This window comes from Pseudofrankia coriaricola (genome assembly GCF_001854805.1).
In the GTDB taxonomy this organism is placed as follows: domain Bacteria; phylum Actinomycetota; class Actinomycetes; order Frankiales; family Frankiaceae; genus Pseudofrankia.
In genome coordinates, this window is the sequence record NZ_MBLO01000136.1 from 38,545 (window position 1) to 51,832 (window position 13,288).

The window sequence follows — 13,288 nt, forward strand, 5'->3', positions numbered from 1 at the left end:
CATGGTACGGCGATCGCCAGCCGGAATCAGGCTCACGGCAAACTACCGCGAGGTCAGCGAGCTGCGGCGGGCGGAGACAGCCAGGGCGACCAGCGCCAGCGCGACGACGGCCACGAGCGGGCCGGTGGCGTCGCCGATGCCGAGCCACGGCTCGCGCACCGCTTTCGTAACCAGGGTCAGCGGCAGCGGGCCGGCGATCACGCGCAGCGCCGAGCCCATCACGGCCGGCGGTGGCCCGCCGGCGCCGAGCAGGAACGACGGGAAGAAGAGCAGCAGCCCCACCGCCTGCGCCGAGCGGGCCGAGGGCAGCAGCGTGCCCAGCAGGACGCCGATGCTGACGAAGGCGACCGCGCCGGCGGCCAGCCCGACGGCCACCCGCCACCAGCTGTGCGGGGTCGGCACGCCATAGACAGGGGCGGCGACGGCCAGCAGCACGGCACCGGCCAGCGCGATGGCCACGAGCCCGGCAACCAGCTGCGCGGCGGCGAACGACCAGCGGCTGAAGCCGGCGGCGGCGAACCGGCGCAGCACCCCGCGCTCCCGGTAGGACGCGATGTGCACCGGCAGCATGACCAGCCCGGCGGCGGCGATCACGACCGTCAGATAGGACGCGACATACCAGTGCGCCGGATCCGTCCCGCCGAAATCCTCGTCCGGCGAGCGTCCGAACGAGCCGCCGATGATCAGCATTGTTACGACCGGGAAGGCGAACACGAAGAACATCGTCATCGGGTCACGGACGGTCAGCCGCAGCTCGGCGCGGATCAGCCGGCGCACGGCCCCGCGCCCGGCCGCCTCGCCGGCGTCCGTCGCCGTGGCTGTACCCGCCGTCGCCGTCGTGGTGGTGGTCGGTGCGGTGGCTGGCGTCGTCACCGCGTCGGTGGCGGTGGCGAGCGAGGGCTCCATGGTGGCGGTCATTGCTGGGCTCCGATCAGTTCCGCGGTGAAGGGGCCGGCATGGTAGGCGGGAGTGGCTGACGTGGCGGTCGGTGCGGTGGTGGAGGTGTCGTCGTCGCGCAGCAGTCGGAGCAGCGCGGCCTCGAGATCGGGCAGTTCCACCCGCAGATCGGCGGGGATCCGGCCGCGGCGCACGAGCTCGGCGCCGACGTGGGCGATCACCGGCCGGTCGCCGTGCACCCGGACCTGGTCGCCATGCACCGAGACGTCCCGAACGCCCGGCAGCGCGCGCATGGCCCGAACCAGCTCGCCGGCCTCGCCCGCGTCGCCGATCCCGCTCGCGTCGCCGCGGTCGCCCGGCGGCCAGCCGAACTGGACCCGCGCCCAGCCCGCGTGTCGGTCCACCAGCCGCGCGGGCGGCCCGGCGTCCAGCACCCGCCCGCGGCGCATGGCCACCACCCGGTCGCACAGCGCCTCGGCCTCGTCGAGCTCGTGGGTCACCAGCAGCACGGTGGTGCCCTCGTCGCGTAGCTGCCGGACCGCCGACCACACGCCGCGCCGGGCGGCCGGGTCCAGACCCTGGGTGAGCTCGTCCAGGATCACCAGCCGCGGCCGGTTCAGCAGTGCCAGGACCAGGAACAGCCGCTGTCGTTCGCCGCCGCTGAGCGAGGCGAACGCCGATCGGCGGCGCTCCGCCAGCCCGAACTGGTCAAGCAGCTCGCCGGCCGGCCGGGCGCGGCCGGTGGCGAACAGTTCGACCGCCTCGTGCACCCGGAGCCGGTCGGGCAGCGCCGAGTCCTGCAGCTGGCTGCCGACCCAGCGGCGGACCCGGTCCGCGTGGCGCACCGGGTCCAGGCCGAGAACCCGTACCGTCCCGGCATCCGGGCGCCGCAGCCCCTGGACGCACTCCACCGTCGTGGTCTTGCCGGCACCGTTGGCGCCGATCAGACCGACCACCTCGCCGGCCGCCACGTCGAGATCCACGTCGTCGACGACGACCCGCTCGCCGTAAGCCTTGCGCAGGCCGCGCACCATCACCACTGGAAGATCTGTCATGCCGCCAATGGTTCGCCGCCGCGGCCACCGGCACATCGACCCACGGGCAGAACCGCGGCTCTGCCCACGGGCAGAAAACCAGGCCACGGCTCTCCCGTCCCCGAGGGAGGGCCATCGCCCGCGGGCGGGCTCCTGGAGTCTCTGGTGGCCGGGCCGGCGTTCCGGCGCTGGGGAGCGACCCGGCTGCTCGCCGTTGGCTGCGTCGACACGGTGCTGCTGGTGCTGCTGGTGCTGCTGGTGCTGCCGGTGCTGCCGGTGCTGCCGGTCGCGCTCGGCGCCGGCGCCCTCCCATTGCGGCCGGCGCTGTCGCCGCGGGCGCCGGCGCAGGCGTGCCGAGGCGCCTCCGTGGGTGGGGTGCCCCCGGACCCACGGAGGCGCTTTCCGGCCGAGGTCAGCTAGACGTCGCGACCAACCCGGTAGGTGAGGTGGACGAGATTGTCACCGATGGTCCGGGCCTGGACGAGGCGCAGGCCTTTCTGGTCGCCGGTCTCACCGAAGAGACGCTCGCCGGCCCCGAGCACCACCGGGAAGACGGACAGCCGCAGCTCGTCGACCAGGTCGTGCTCGATCAGCGTGCGCCCGAGCTGATAGCTGGCGTAGACGAGGATCTCCCCGTCCAGCGCATCCTTCAGCTTCGAGACCTGGTCCACCACGTCGCCCCCGAGGACGGTCGCGTTGCTCCACCTGGGCTCGTCGACGGTCGAGGACACGACGTACTTGGGCAGGCCGTTCAGCCGGTCGGCGAAGTCGCCGCTGCGCGACAGCCACCGCGCGGCGAACCACTCGTCACTGCGCCGACCGAGCAGAAGGGCCTCGGCGCCCAGCGCCTCCTCGAACGAGATCGTGAACCACGCATCGAGGTCCTTGCCCCCGAACTGGTTGAACCAGCCGCCCAGCCGGAAGCCCTCCTGGCCGTCCGGGTCCTGGACGACTCCGTCCAGTGAGGCGTTCGTGCTGATAATGATCTTTCCCATCGCGTCTCTCCGGTGTCGGGTTGTGTTGTCACCTGCCACCGATGTAGACACCGCGACGTCGAAAAGGGGGCGTCGGCGGGCCGCCCCCTTTGCCCCCGGGCCGGTGTCCATACAGACGAGCGACGAGACGCGAAGGGAAGTGATCCGAGGGTGTTGGATGTGGCCGCCGACTTGATCTCCAGAGCGCGGGCCGGGGACGGCGACGCGTTCCGGCAGCTGACCGAGCCGTACCGCCGGGAGCTGCTGGTGCACTGCTACCGGATGCTCGGGTCGTTCCAGGACGCCGAGGACGTCCTGCAGGACGCGCTGCTGGCCGCCTGGCAAGGCTTCGCCGGGTTCGAAGGACGCGCCTCGCCGCGAACCTGGCTCTACCGGATCGCGACGAACCGGTGCCTCAACGCGCGCAGGTCGGCCAGCCGACGCCTGGCCAAGGAGTGGGACGTGCCCAATGTCGGACCGCCCGAGCCGACCCGGCTCGGCGAAGTCGTATGGCTCGAGCCAATGCCCGACGCCCTGTTCGAGAGCGCGGTCGACGCGCCGCTGGGCCCGGAGGCCTGCTACGAGCAGAACGAAGCCATCTCTTTCGCCTTCGTGACCGCCCTTCAGGTCCTGCCGCCCCGTCAGCTCGCCGTGCTCATCCTGCGCGACGTCCTCGGATTCCACGCGAACGAGGTGGCCGAGATGCTCGACTCGAGCGTCGAATCGGTCAAGAGCGCGCTCAAGCGCGCTCGCGCCGGCCTGGAGCAGCGACGGATGGCTAACGACGACCGCGAACCACCGCCCGCCTCCGACTCCCCCGCCGAGAACGCGATCGTGGCGAAATTCGCGCAGGCGTGGGAATCCGCCGATCTCGACGCGCTGGTGGACCTTCTGACCGACGACGTGTTCATGTCGATGCCGCCGATGCCCTTCGAGTACGAGGGCCGAGACGTCGTGGCCCGCTTCTGCGCCAGTATTTTCAGCGCGGGTCGCCGGTTCGACCTCGTCCCGACGCGAGCCAACGGTCAGCCGGCGTTCGGAGCCTACCTGCGCTCTCCCAACGGCATCAGCCACGGGACCGGCCTCTACCTCCTCACCCTCACCGGCGATCGGATCTGCGCCCTGACCCGCTTCGACAACAGCGTGCTCCCGTCGTTCGGGCTACGGCGATCGATCCCCAGCCGATAGCCGGCATCCCAACGATCGACTTCCGCACTGACGACGCTCGGCCGGGTGGGGCGCTGAACCGAGCGCGGCGCGCGTTGCCACGGGACGGCGGGAGACCAAGGCGGCTCCGGAGCACCAGGGGGCGACTGCCGCCTCAGGACACCGGTCCAGGCGCCGCGCGCAAACGCCTTCGCCGAACGCTGGCTCCGCCGGTCGGGTCGAGCGACCCGGGGGCGCGCAGCCGCACCATGATCGGCTGCGCGCGGGAATGCCGTGCGACTCGGTCACACGCACGTGTCGTATGGGTGTGACCGAGTCTGGTCAGCGGGCGCGGCGTGCGCTGAACGTCGCGGCGCTGTGGGTCGGTCGCGACCTGGGTCGCTCGGCGGTCGACGGGGCGGCCTCGTGATCGGGTGAGTTGGTACGAGCCGTGGCCATCGGCGGTCGAGACGCCGTGGCCCGCCCGGCGCGGTGGCCGTGGTTGCCGGCGGGGCGGCGTCCACGCCGTCTGCCTGTTCGAGGTGTCGGCTCGGTGCCGCGGTCTCCGCCAACCGGCATGCGTTGGGCTGGACTGGTTCTGGTCTCCGCCTGGATCGCGATCGCGGGGCTGGTGAGCGACCGAGCGCCGGGGGCGAGCGTGGAGAGTATCGGGTGATCGGCGGATGCGACCCGTGTGGTCGTCGGCCTGATGCCGGCGGCGCGGGCCAGCTGCGTGACCTCACGGATCTGCTCCGTGGTCGCCAGGGTGATGACGGTGCCGCTGTTGCCGGCGCGCGCGGTGCGCCCGGAACGGTGCAGGTATGCCTTGTGGTCGGCCGGCGGGTCGGCGTGGATCACGAGGGCCACGTTGTCGACATGGATGCCGCGGGCGGCGATGTCCGTGGCGACCAGCGCCGAGGCCCGGCCTGTCTGGAAGTCGTCGAGGTTGCGGGTACGGGCGTTCTGGCTCAGGTTGCCGTGCAGCTCGACCGTGGGCACGCCGGCGCGGTTGAGGTGGCGGGCCAGAGCCTTGGCGCCGTGCTTCGTGCGGGTGAACACGACCGTGCGGCCTGGTGCGCTGGACAGGTCGACGAGCACGGGGAGCCGGCTGTCCCGCTCGACGTGCAGCAGATGGTGCGCCATGGTGCCCACCGGGGACTGGGCGGAGTCGGCCTCGTGTACCGCGGGTTTGCTGAGGTACTGGCGCACCAGGGTGTCGATGGCCTTGTCCAGGGTGGCCGAGAACAGCATTCGCTGCCCGCCGGCCGGGGTCTGGCCGATCAGCCGGCGTACGGCGGGAAGGAACCCCAGGTCGGCCATGTGGTCGGCCTCGTCCAGCACGGTGACCTTTACCTGGGCCAGCGAGCAGTGCCCCTGCGCGAGGAGATCCTCGAGCCGGCCGGGGCAGGCCACGACGATGTCGACGCCCCGCCGGATCGCGGCCACCTGCGGGTTCTGACCGACGCCGCCGAACACGGTGCACGAGGTGAGGCCGGCCGCGGCGGCGAGCGGCCGCAGAGCCGTGTCGATCTGCGCGGCGAGCTCGCGGGTGGGCGCCAGAATCAGCGCGCGCGGAGCCCCTGCTCGGGCCCGGGGCCCGCCGGACAGCCGCGCGACCACGGGCAGGAGGAACGCGAGCGTCTTGCCGGACCCCGTGCGGCCGCGGCCGAGGACGTCACGTCCAGCGAGCGCGTCCGGCAGCGTCGCCCGCTGGATGGGGGTGGGGATCTCGATGGCGAGACGGGTGAGAACGTCGGTCAGGCGCGCAGGCACGCCAAGATCGGTGAACGAAGACAAGAAAAAATCGCTATCTGTGTGGATGTCCCGCCGACAACCGGATCCGAGGATCTCGACCGGTTACGCGCGGAGCCGAGGCCCGATGCTGAGCAGCGGGTGCTACGACGCGCGGACAACTCGCGGCAGGAGCTCGACGAGCTGATGCAGTCAGCATAGCTGGTCCGTGCGCCGCATCGGTGCTGACCAGTGCGGTGAGGCCCGCCGCACAGCGCCCGCTCGATGGTCAGAACCCGACCGTCCAGGTCGCAGCGGCGCAGGCAGGCCAGTTCACCCCGGCGGGCACCGGAATCGGCCGCAAGCCGCACCAACAGCAAATTTTGCTCGGCGGTGAACAGCGCCCGCGCAGGCCCGGCGCGGTCCAGGCGGGCGCGTACCACGTGTTCGGCGGCGGCGACCTGGGCCTCGGCGGTGCGCAGAAGCTGGCAGACCTCGGCGAGGGTGTGGTGGCGTCGCGGTACCGGCCGCCGTGGGCCCTTCACGCCGGCAAGTGGGTTGCTAGGCAGAAGCTCTTCGTCGACTGCCCAGGACACCGCCGAACGCAGGGCAAGCCAGCGGCCGGACACCGTCGGCACCGACAGGCCCTCCTGCTGCCAGCGCCGGATCGCCGCCCGCACATATCCGGGCGTGAGCGCGGCCAGTCGTCGCCGCGCCAGCCGGTCGGCCAGCGGCGTCTGGACCACATGCCGGTGTGAGGCCAGGGTCACAGGTCACCAGGCGTGCGACGCGGTGAGGTCGGGGATCATGACGGGCCGTGGTGTCACGGTCGTGTTCCTGGTGCGCAGGCTGCTCGCAATGGCCGGTGTGGGTGGTCGGCCCCACGAGATAGAGGTCGAGATCGCCGTCCCGCGCCACCAGGTGGCGATAGTGCGTCGCGGGGTCGCCCGGCCGCGGATAGCTGGCCGTCGGCGACATAGCATCGCCCACATGCTCGACCCAGGCGCCCGCGTTCCTGTCTTCGCCCTCCCGGACCAGGACGGGAGGTTGGTCGCCTCGACTGCGCTTGCGGGGCACTGGGCGTTGTTGTGGTGGTATCCCAAGGCCGGGTCGCCCGGCTGCACCATCGAAGGTCAGGAACTACGAGACCAGGCCGAGCAGTTTCAGGCAGCCGGCTGTCTCATTGTGGGCCTGTCGTTCGACACACCTGAAGAGAACAAGGCTTGGGCCGAGGAACAGGGCTTCGAGTTCCCGCTGCTTTCGGATGTGGACCACAGCGTGGGGCGCCTGTTCGCGGTCGAGCGGGACCCAGACGACCAGTACGCCGCCTTTCCGCTTCGAGTGTCATACCTGGTCGATCCCGATGGCGTCGTCCGCAAGACATATGTCGTCGCCGGTGTCCAGGAGCATGCCGTCTCTGTACTGTCCACTCTCGCCGAGCTGGGCCGGGCATGAGTGAGGACGTGCCCGCGGGGGTCGTTCCGTTCCTGCCCGCCGGCCACCGAGCGTATCGAGCACACCGACCGGCGTGGCCGCTGCGCACGACCGCCGCGAGTCGGCCCACCGATCCGGCATTCGATGCAGCCGATCTTGCTGACCAGGTAGCCCGGGTCGCGCGTGGCGGCGCGCGAGCCGCGGTGCTGGGCATTAACGACGGCCTCGTCACCAACATCTGCCTCATTCTGGGCATGGCCGGCGCGCACGCGTCGCCCGGCACCGTCCGTCTGGCCGGGTTCGCCAGCCTGCTCGCCGGCGCGCTGTCGATGGCTGCGGGTGAATGGGTCTCCGTACGCAGTCAGGCCGAACTCTACGGTGGCCTGCTTGTCAAGATCCGGCGACTGGTCACGCGTAACCCACGATTGATGCTCGACGAGCTCTCATCACGCCTAGAGGCCGCGGGATTCGCCCGGGCAACCGCGCAATCCGCGCCAGCAGAGCTCGCGCTGGACGAGGAGCGGTTTCTTGCCTTCACCGCTCAGATCGTGTTTGGCATCAGTCCCGCCGGGCTCGGCTCGCCACTGACCGCCGCGACCACATCGCTCGCCTACTTCGCCGGGGGAGCCCTCATACCGCTCGCGCCCTGGTGGTTCCTGCGCGGCGTCCCCGCCGTATCCGTGTCCATCGCCCTGACCGCCATCGCCAGCATCCTCGTCGGGGCCGGCATCGCCCGCTCCAGCGATCACTCGATGAGGCGTGGGGCGCTGCGCCAGCTGGCTATCATCCTGGCCGCAGCGGCAGCCACCTACAGCATCGGAAAGCTGTTCGGCTCAACAGTGAGTTGACCGACGAGGAGACGCGCGCCGAGATGGAGGCGAGCGTGCCGCTGAAGTACGTCAACGCCTTCTTCCACTTCTACGTCGACGGCGCTCTCGACGAGTCGCAGTCGTTGTCGTCGGCGGTCGGATGCCAGCGTTCCTGGTGGACCGCCTGGCGAAGCGGGCGCCGGTTCGCCCAGCCGTGGCGCTCGAGGTCGGGGATGGATTCGTGGTGGGTTACCGGTCCGAGGCACAGCCACGCGACGGGTCGGATGTCCGCGGGGATGGCGAGCAGGTCGCGGACGAACGCTTCCCGGTAGAAGGAGACCCATCCCACGCCGAGACCCTCGGCCGTGGCCGCGAGCCACAGGTTCTGGATCGCCAGGCAGACGGAGTAAAGACCTGCGTCGGCGATGGCGTGTCGGCCCAGGACCGCCGGCGCCCCGCGTCGCTGGTCGTAGGTCACGACCAGCGACAGGGACGACTCCATCACCCCGTCGATCTTTATCCGGCTGAAGCGGGCGGCCCGTTGTTCGGCAAGCGACGCGGCGAAGACCTCCCGCTCGCACCGAACGTGGGCGTGAAAGGCCCGCCGTGTGCGCCGGTCGGTGACGAGGATGAAGTCCCAGGGCTGGCTGAGTCCGACACTCGGCGCGGCGTGTGCGGCCTCGAGCACCCGCTCGAGGATCTCGCTGGGGATCGGCGCGCCAGTGAACTGGCCGCGCACGTCGCGGCGCTGGTGGATCACGTCGTACAGATGCGTAGGCATGGCAGGCTCCCGCTGTCCGGCCGCCCCAGGGCGGCACCCGCGCGGGGCCGGTCTTCGGACTCCCGGATCGACGCCGACCGTCCGCCTTCCCGGACTGTTAGGTCCAGTGGCCGCGCTGAGCGCGTGGACGGGGACTCCCCGGTTACCGCGGCGGGCCCGTGCCGGACTTCCACCGGCTTCCCGATTCTCCCCGGTCACCCGGGGCACCCCGCAAACGATGCCGCCGTGCACGCTATCAGGGCCTGGTGCCCGCCGCCGGGCTCGTTGGCCGGTCTGGACGAGGCCCACACCAGAGCCCGATGATCCCGGTTTGGCCGGCGTCCCCCGATCGTCCGCCGTCGTCCACCGGCTTGGCTGCCACGCTGGCTGCCACGGAACTCCGGGCGGGGCCTGTCAGCTCGGCTGCCGGTCGGCGAAGCTCTGGGCCGTCGCCGACCGCGGGTTAGCATGGCCGCTTGTCATCGAGCTAGCGGCAAATCGTGCCGAAGATCAACAAGGAGTGCGGTTGAGTACGACGGCAAACAAGAACATGGTGTTCAGTTTCTTCGAGAACCTGTCGGTGGGGCGCATCAAAGCCGCCATGGACCTGATGGACGAGAAGGCTACGTGGTTGGTGTCCGGAAAGCCGGAGCACATCCCGCTGGCGGGCACATACACCAAGCAGAAGCTCGTCGATCTGCTCGGCTTGGTAGGAACGGTCATGCCGGCTGGGATAGAAATGACCATCACCAGTGGAACAGCGGAAGGAGATCGGGTCGTCGTCGAAGCCGAGGTGCGCGGGGTGTCGCCGGCCGGAAAGACGTACGACAACCGGATCTGCTTTGTCGTCGAAGTGCGCGGCAGCACGATTCAGTCCGTGCGCGAATACTACGACACGATTCACACCAACGATGTCCTGTTCGACAGGACGTACTCCAACGAGGCCCTCGTGGAGAATTAGCTCCTCATCCGTATGGCCGGCCGTTCAGGAGTCGCGGGGGCGCCGGGTCCGCCGATACGGGGGCCAGCCGGCCAGAGCCGGGTGAGCTGGTGCGGGGTGAGGGGCTGGGCGTAGACGGCACGGAAGACCTTCCCCACGGTGTCGGTGTCAACGGTGTCGGCGAGCATGACGAACCAGTCGATGCCGACGGGGCAGGCCCACAGGTAGCTCGAACTCGACCCGACGCAGGTCGGGGAGCCCGGGTGTCCCACTCCCGGCTCCGGTAACCGTTGCGACGATTCACCCGATCGGGCGAGATCTCACCGTATTCCGCTCCGCACAGCGCGTCCGCCTCCGCGGACATCAGGGAATCCGCGAACCTTTTCACCAGCGCGCCCAGCAGATCCGGACTCGCCATCATCAGTTCCTTGCCGACGAGTTCCGCGTCGGGCACAGTCGGTCGCACGGCCATCGCAGTGTTCCTCCGTCTTCGAGTTCTTTGGTCGGTTCTCGAAGAGGATCACGCGGTGGCCGTCCCAGTTCACGGACCGCCACTCCAGCAAGTCACTGGTCGATCACATCCCGTACACCACGTCCGTCGCCGCTGCGCCACCAGGTGGGTCGGCCGCGCATGCCGTGGTGCCAGGCATCGGTCTGCTGGCGCAGTGCGGCGAGGCGGTCGTTGTCCCGCGAAGGAAGCCCGCGTCACGGAGTCCCAGTCCGAGTCTCAGGTAAGCGGATCGAGGCGCTGCGGCGTATAGGGGGTGTGAAGCAGCTGGAGTTCAGGGAGTTCTACCAAGCCAGCCAGGACGCATGCCTGCGGGCAGTCTTGGCGAGCGTGGCTGATCGGCAGCTGGCCGAGGACCTGGTCGCCGAGGCGTTCACTCGGGCCTGGATGGCGTGGCCGAAAGTCAGCCGCCATCCGGCGCCGCGCGCATGGATCGTGCGTACGGCGCTCAACACCCGGGTCTCGTGGTGGCGTCGGCGGCGACGGGAAGTAGCGCTGGACGGTGTTCCCGACGTCGCGGCTAGCACGGTCAGTGACCCCGGTCTGGACCCCCAGCTGCTGGCCGTGCTGCGTCAACTGCCGCGGCGGCAGCGGGAAGTGATCGCGTACCGGGTCTTCCTCGACCTCGACACCGGCACCACGGCCAAGGTGCTCGGGATCGCCCCGGGAACCGTCGCCGCCCATCTGTCGCGGGCCGTTGCGACACTGCGCGGCCACCTCGTTACCGCAGACAACCCGGAGGTTGGGCAATGAGCGACCACGACATGGACGTACTGGACGTGCTGAAGGATTCGCTGGACGACATCACCATGGACACACCGGTCGAGCAGATCGAGGCCGCGGGCCGGGTGCGCCGGCGCCGGCGCCGCATCGTGGGCATGACGGCGGGCGTCGCGGCAGCCGCGGGGCTTGCGCTCGGCGTCCCGATGTACGGCAGCCCGTCGACCGCGCCGCCGACGGCGGGCGACAGCACCGGGGCGGGCGCCGTGCACATCCGTACGGTGGCATACACCGTGGACACCGTGAGCGACGGCACGGTTCATGTGACGTGGGACAAGGAGATGTACATCAAGGACCACGCGGGCCTGGAGGCCGCGCTGCGCCAGGCCGGATTCCCGGTGCTCATCAAGGAGGGCGAGTTCTGCAAGGGCCCGCAGGACGACGGAACGCTCGACCCGAGCGGCTCAGGGCCCGGGGTCAGGGACGTCATGAAGGGCGAGCGGGGAGACGATGGGAGGGTCACCTTCGTCTTCACCCCCTCGGCGATGCCGGCCGGGACTCAGCTGTTCATCGGCTACCTGAACGAGGCCCAACTGGCCGCCACGAACGGGAATCCGGGATCCGTCGAGCGCCTGGTGCCCACGGGAGTACCGCTGACGTGCACCACGGACGCGCCGCCCGCGCACGTCGTTCGTGGCGGGTCCGAGGGCGACGGCGCGCGCAAGTAGCGGAACGTCGCGTCGGCCGGAGCGAGCAGGGCGAGGGGCAGCCGGCGCAGGCCGCGGCGAAAGCGCGTAGGTCGGCCGCGGGCCGGTACGCCTGTGGACTATGCCTCCCGGACCTGCCGGATCGGCTAGGCCGATCCGGCACGGGACTCCAGACGTCGGCCCGCTGATCGTCCCGGGCGGGCGTCCGAGCCGGTCAGGTAAGCCGCAGCCCGCCGTCGCAGGGCAGGACCACGCCGGTGATGAAGCTGTTCTCCAGGACCGCGACAATCGCCGCGGCGACGTCATCGGGTCGGCCATTGCGCCGGACCGGAGTCCGACGTGCGAACTGGTCGAACGCGGCCCGTCGGGCGTCTTCTGGCATTTCGTCCCACCAGCCGGTCTCGATGACGCCGGGGGACACGGCGTTGACTCGCCGTGGGGCCAGCTCGACAGCGAGTGGTCGCACCGCGGCCTCCAGAGCGCCGTTGACCGCGGCCAAGCCCGCGGTCCCCGGCAACGCGGCCTGCGCCGAACCCGCGGTCACCAACGTGATCGAGCCGTCCTCGGCGAGTGTCGGTAGCGCCAGCGCCACGGCCCGCAGATGGGCGACCGGCTTCCCCAGAAACGCCCCGGCGAGGTCGGTGTCGGCGAGCTCCGCCGCCGGACCGGCCCCGCCACGCCGGGTGACTGTGACGACCAGGTCGCTGATCGGTCCCGCCTCGCTGAAGAACCGCCGCAACGCGCCGACGTCCTCGGCATCCACCTCAAGTCCCCTGKCCGTACCGCCCAGTTCCTTGACCGCGGCCTCGAGTCGGTCGCGGTTGCGCCCGCCGAGGGTGACCTGCACGCCCCGGCCAGCGAGCAGCCGCGCCGTGGCGAAACCGATCCCGGCGCTGCCGCCGAGGAYGGCGACGTGACGATCTTGCATGGTGCTGCTCGCGGACATCGCGAACCTCCGTTTCCGAACGACCCGTTCGCAAACGCTACACCAGATACCGAACGGACCGTTCGGTTACGATGCGGAGGTGAGCGAACAACCCGTCCGCCAGCCAGGGCGGCCGCGAAGCGAGCGAGCGCGGATGGCGGTCCTGGAGGCGACCCTGGCGCTGGCGGGCGAGGTGGGACCGGCCGGGCTCTCCATGGAGGCCATCGCGAAGCGGGCCGGCGTCAGCAAGGAGACGCTGTACCGCTGGTGGCGATCCAAGACCGAGGTGATCCTCGACGCGATGGCCGAACGCGGGCAGGAGACCATCCCGCTCCCCGACAACGGCACCCTGCCAAGCGACTTGCGGGCCTTCCTGCGGTCCACCGTCGAGTCCGCCGACCACACCACCGTGCGTCTCCTGCGTGCCGTCGCGGCGGCGGCAGCCACGGACCAGGCCGTGGCCCATGACGTCCGGGACCGGTTCCTCGTCACCAGACGGGCCGCCCTGGGAACTCTCCTGGACCGGGCCGTAGCCCGGGGCGAGCTCCCCGATGAGCACACGACGCCGCTACTCGACTTCGTCTACGGCTCTCTGTGGTACCGGCTGATCTTTGACGTCGGTCCACTCGACCACACCTGGGCCGACGAAACAGTCGCGGCAATCACGGCGATCTTGTAACGGCTGCCCGAGCGCCTGCCTGAT

The 13,288-nt window shown here is 70.6% G+C and carries 16 protein-coding genes, 1 pseudogene and 1 riboswitch; of the genes and pseudogenes, 9 read left to right on the forward strand and 8 right to left on the reverse strand.

From position 1 onward, the window contains the following. Positions 1 to 42 precede the first annotated feature (42 nt). The gene (locus BCD48_RS19565) at positions 43 to 918 is read right to left on the reverse strand and encodes an ABC transporter permease (RefSeq protein ID WP_083418900.1); all 876 of its coding nucleotides are present in this window, start codon (positions 916 to 918) and stop codon (positions 43 to 45) included. Beyond that, complete coding sequence (locus BCD48_RS19570) at positions 915 to 1,952, reverse strand: ABC transporter ATP-binding protein (RefSeq protein WP_071049880.1); 1,038 nt, start codon at positions 1,950 to 1,952, stop codon at positions 915 to 917. Before BCD48_RS19570 ends, BCD48_RS19565 begins: the two co-directional genes overlap by 4 nt. Positions 1,953 to 2,096: 144 nt before the next feature. Between BCD48_RS19570 and BCD48_RS19575 the strand changes: the two genes are divergently transcribed. Next, a complete protein-coding gene (locus BCD48_RS19575; RefSeq protein WP_071049881.1) occupies positions 2,097 to 2,351 on the forward strand; it encodes a hypothetical protein in 255 nt (84 codons plus the stop codon). Here BCD48_RS19575 and BCD48_RS19580 read toward each other — a convergent pair. Beyond that, entirely contained in the window at positions 2,348 to 2,926 is a 579-nt protein-coding gene (locus BCD48_RS19580; protein ID WP_071049882.1) for a dihydrofolate reductase family protein, read from the reverse strand. The two genes, BCD48_RS19575 and BCD48_RS19580, sit on opposite strands and share 4 nt — an antisense overlap. 159 nt (positions 2,927 to 3,085) lie before the next feature. On the opposite strand from BCD48_RS19580, the gene BCD48_RS19585 reads away from it, so the two are divergent. Further along, a complete protein-coding gene (locus tag BCD48_RS19585; protein ID WP_071049883.1) occupies positions 3,086 to 4,093 on the forward strand; it encodes a sigma-70 family RNA polymerase sigma factor in 1,008 nt (335 codons plus the stop codon). A gap of 300 nt (positions 4,094 to 4,393) precedes the next feature. Here BCD48_RS19585 and BCD48_RS19590 read toward each other — a convergent pair whose 3' ends face one another. Continuing rightward, positions 4,394 to 5,824: a DEAD/DEAH box helicase gene (locus BCD48_RS19590; protein WP_083418901.1), complete on the reverse strand. Its 1,431-nt coding sequence runs from the start codon at positions 5,822 to 5,824 to the stop codon at positions 4,394 to 4,396. Positions 5,825 to 6,024: 200 nt separating this feature from the next. Between BCD48_RS19590 and BCD48_RS52355 the strand changes: the two genes are divergently transcribed. The 3 genes from BCD48_RS52355 (at position 6,025) to BCD48_RS19605 (ending at position 8,064) form a co-directional block, all read left to right on the forward strand. Beyond that, entirely contained in the window at positions 6,025 to 6,540 is a 516-nt protein-coding gene (locus tag BCD48_RS52355) for a hypothetical protein (RefSeq protein WP_071049885.1), read from the forward strand. A gap of 232 nt (positions 6,541 to 6,772) precedes the next feature. Continuing rightward, the gene (locus BCD48_RS51425) at positions 6,773 to 7,237 is read left to right on the forward strand and encodes a peroxiredoxin (protein WP_206745021.1); all 465 of its coding nucleotides are present in this window, start codon (positions 6,773 to 6,775) and stop codon (positions 7,235 to 7,237) included. Further along, positions 7,234 to 8,064 (forward strand): VIT1/CCC1 transporter family protein, encoded by an 831-nt coding sequence (locus BCD48_RS19605; RefSeq protein WP_083418903.1) that lies wholly within the window; start codon positions 7,234 to 7,236, stop codon positions 8,062 to 8,064. Before BCD48_RS51425 ends, BCD48_RS19605 begins: the two co-directional genes overlap by 4 nt. A 70-nt stretch (positions 8,065 to 8,134) precedes the next feature. On the opposite strand, the gene bluB is transcribed toward BCD48_RS19605, so the two are convergent. Further along, complete coding sequence (bluB, locus tag BCD48_RS19610; protein ID WP_071049887.1) at positions 8,135 to 8,806, reverse strand: 5,6-dimethylbenzimidazole synthase; 672 nt, start codon at positions 8,804 to 8,806, stop codon at positions 8,135 to 8,137. Positions 8,807 to 8,834: 28 nt separating this feature from the next. Then, positions 8,835 to 9,032: riboswitch (cobalamin riboswitch) on the reverse strand. Between the two features lie 279 nt (positions 9,033 to 9,311). Between bluB and BCD48_RS51430 the strand changes: the two genes are divergently transcribed. Further along, positions 9,312 to 9,746, forward strand: a complete 435-nt coding sequence (locus BCD48_RS51430; protein ID WP_157910538.1) for a nuclear transport factor 2 family protein — start codon at positions 9,312 to 9,314, stop codon at positions 9,744 to 9,746. Here the strand turns inward: BCD48_RS51430 and BCD48_RS19620 are convergent. Next, positions 9,743 to 9,997, reverse strand: a complete 255-nt coding sequence (locus tag BCD48_RS19620; RefSeq protein ID WP_071049889.1) for a hypothetical protein — start codon at positions 9,995 to 9,997, stop codon at positions 9,743 to 9,745. The genes BCD48_RS51430 and BCD48_RS19620 overlap by 4 nt on opposite strands. Beyond that, a pseudogene (locus tag BCD48_RS46770) lies at positions 9,982 to 10,197 on the reverse strand (transposase); the annotation flags it as partial. The pseudogene BCD48_RS46770 and the gene BCD48_RS19620, both read right to left, overlap by 16 nt. 294 nt (positions 10,198 to 10,491) lie before the next feature. Between BCD48_RS46770 and BCD48_RS19625 the strand changes: the two are divergent. Next, positions 10,492 to 10,986 (forward strand): sigma-70 family RNA polymerase sigma factor, encoded by a 495-nt coding sequence (locus BCD48_RS19625; protein ID WP_198543314.1) that lies wholly within the window; start codon positions 10,492 to 10,494, stop codon positions 10,984 to 10,986. Beyond that, a complete protein-coding gene (locus tag BCD48_RS19630; RefSeq protein ID WP_071049890.1) occupies positions 10,983 to 11,681 on the forward strand; it encodes a hypothetical protein in 699 nt (232 codons plus the stop codon). The genes BCD48_RS19625 and BCD48_RS19630 overlap by 4 nt, the downstream gene beginning before the upstream one ends. Before the next feature lie 193 nt (positions 11,682 to 11,874). Here the strand turns inward: BCD48_RS19630 and BCD48_RS19635 are convergent, their stop codons facing one another. Next, complete coding sequence (locus tag BCD48_RS19635) at positions 11,875 to 12,606, reverse strand: SDR family oxidoreductase (RefSeq protein ID WP_083418117.1); 732 nt, start codon at positions 12,604 to 12,606, stop codon at positions 11,875 to 11,877. A 133-nt stretch (positions 12,607 to 12,739) separates the two neighbouring features. Between BCD48_RS19635 and BCD48_RS19640 the strand changes: the two genes are divergently transcribed. Next, positions 12,740 to 13,264 carry a TetR/AcrR family transcriptional regulator gene (locus BCD48_RS19640; RefSeq protein ID WP_071046789.1) on the forward strand — a complete coding sequence of 175 codons (525 nt, stop codon included), beginning with the start codon at positions 12,740 to 12,742 and terminating at the stop codon, positions 13,262 to 13,264. Positions 13,265 to 13,288 lie beyond the last annotated feature (24 nt).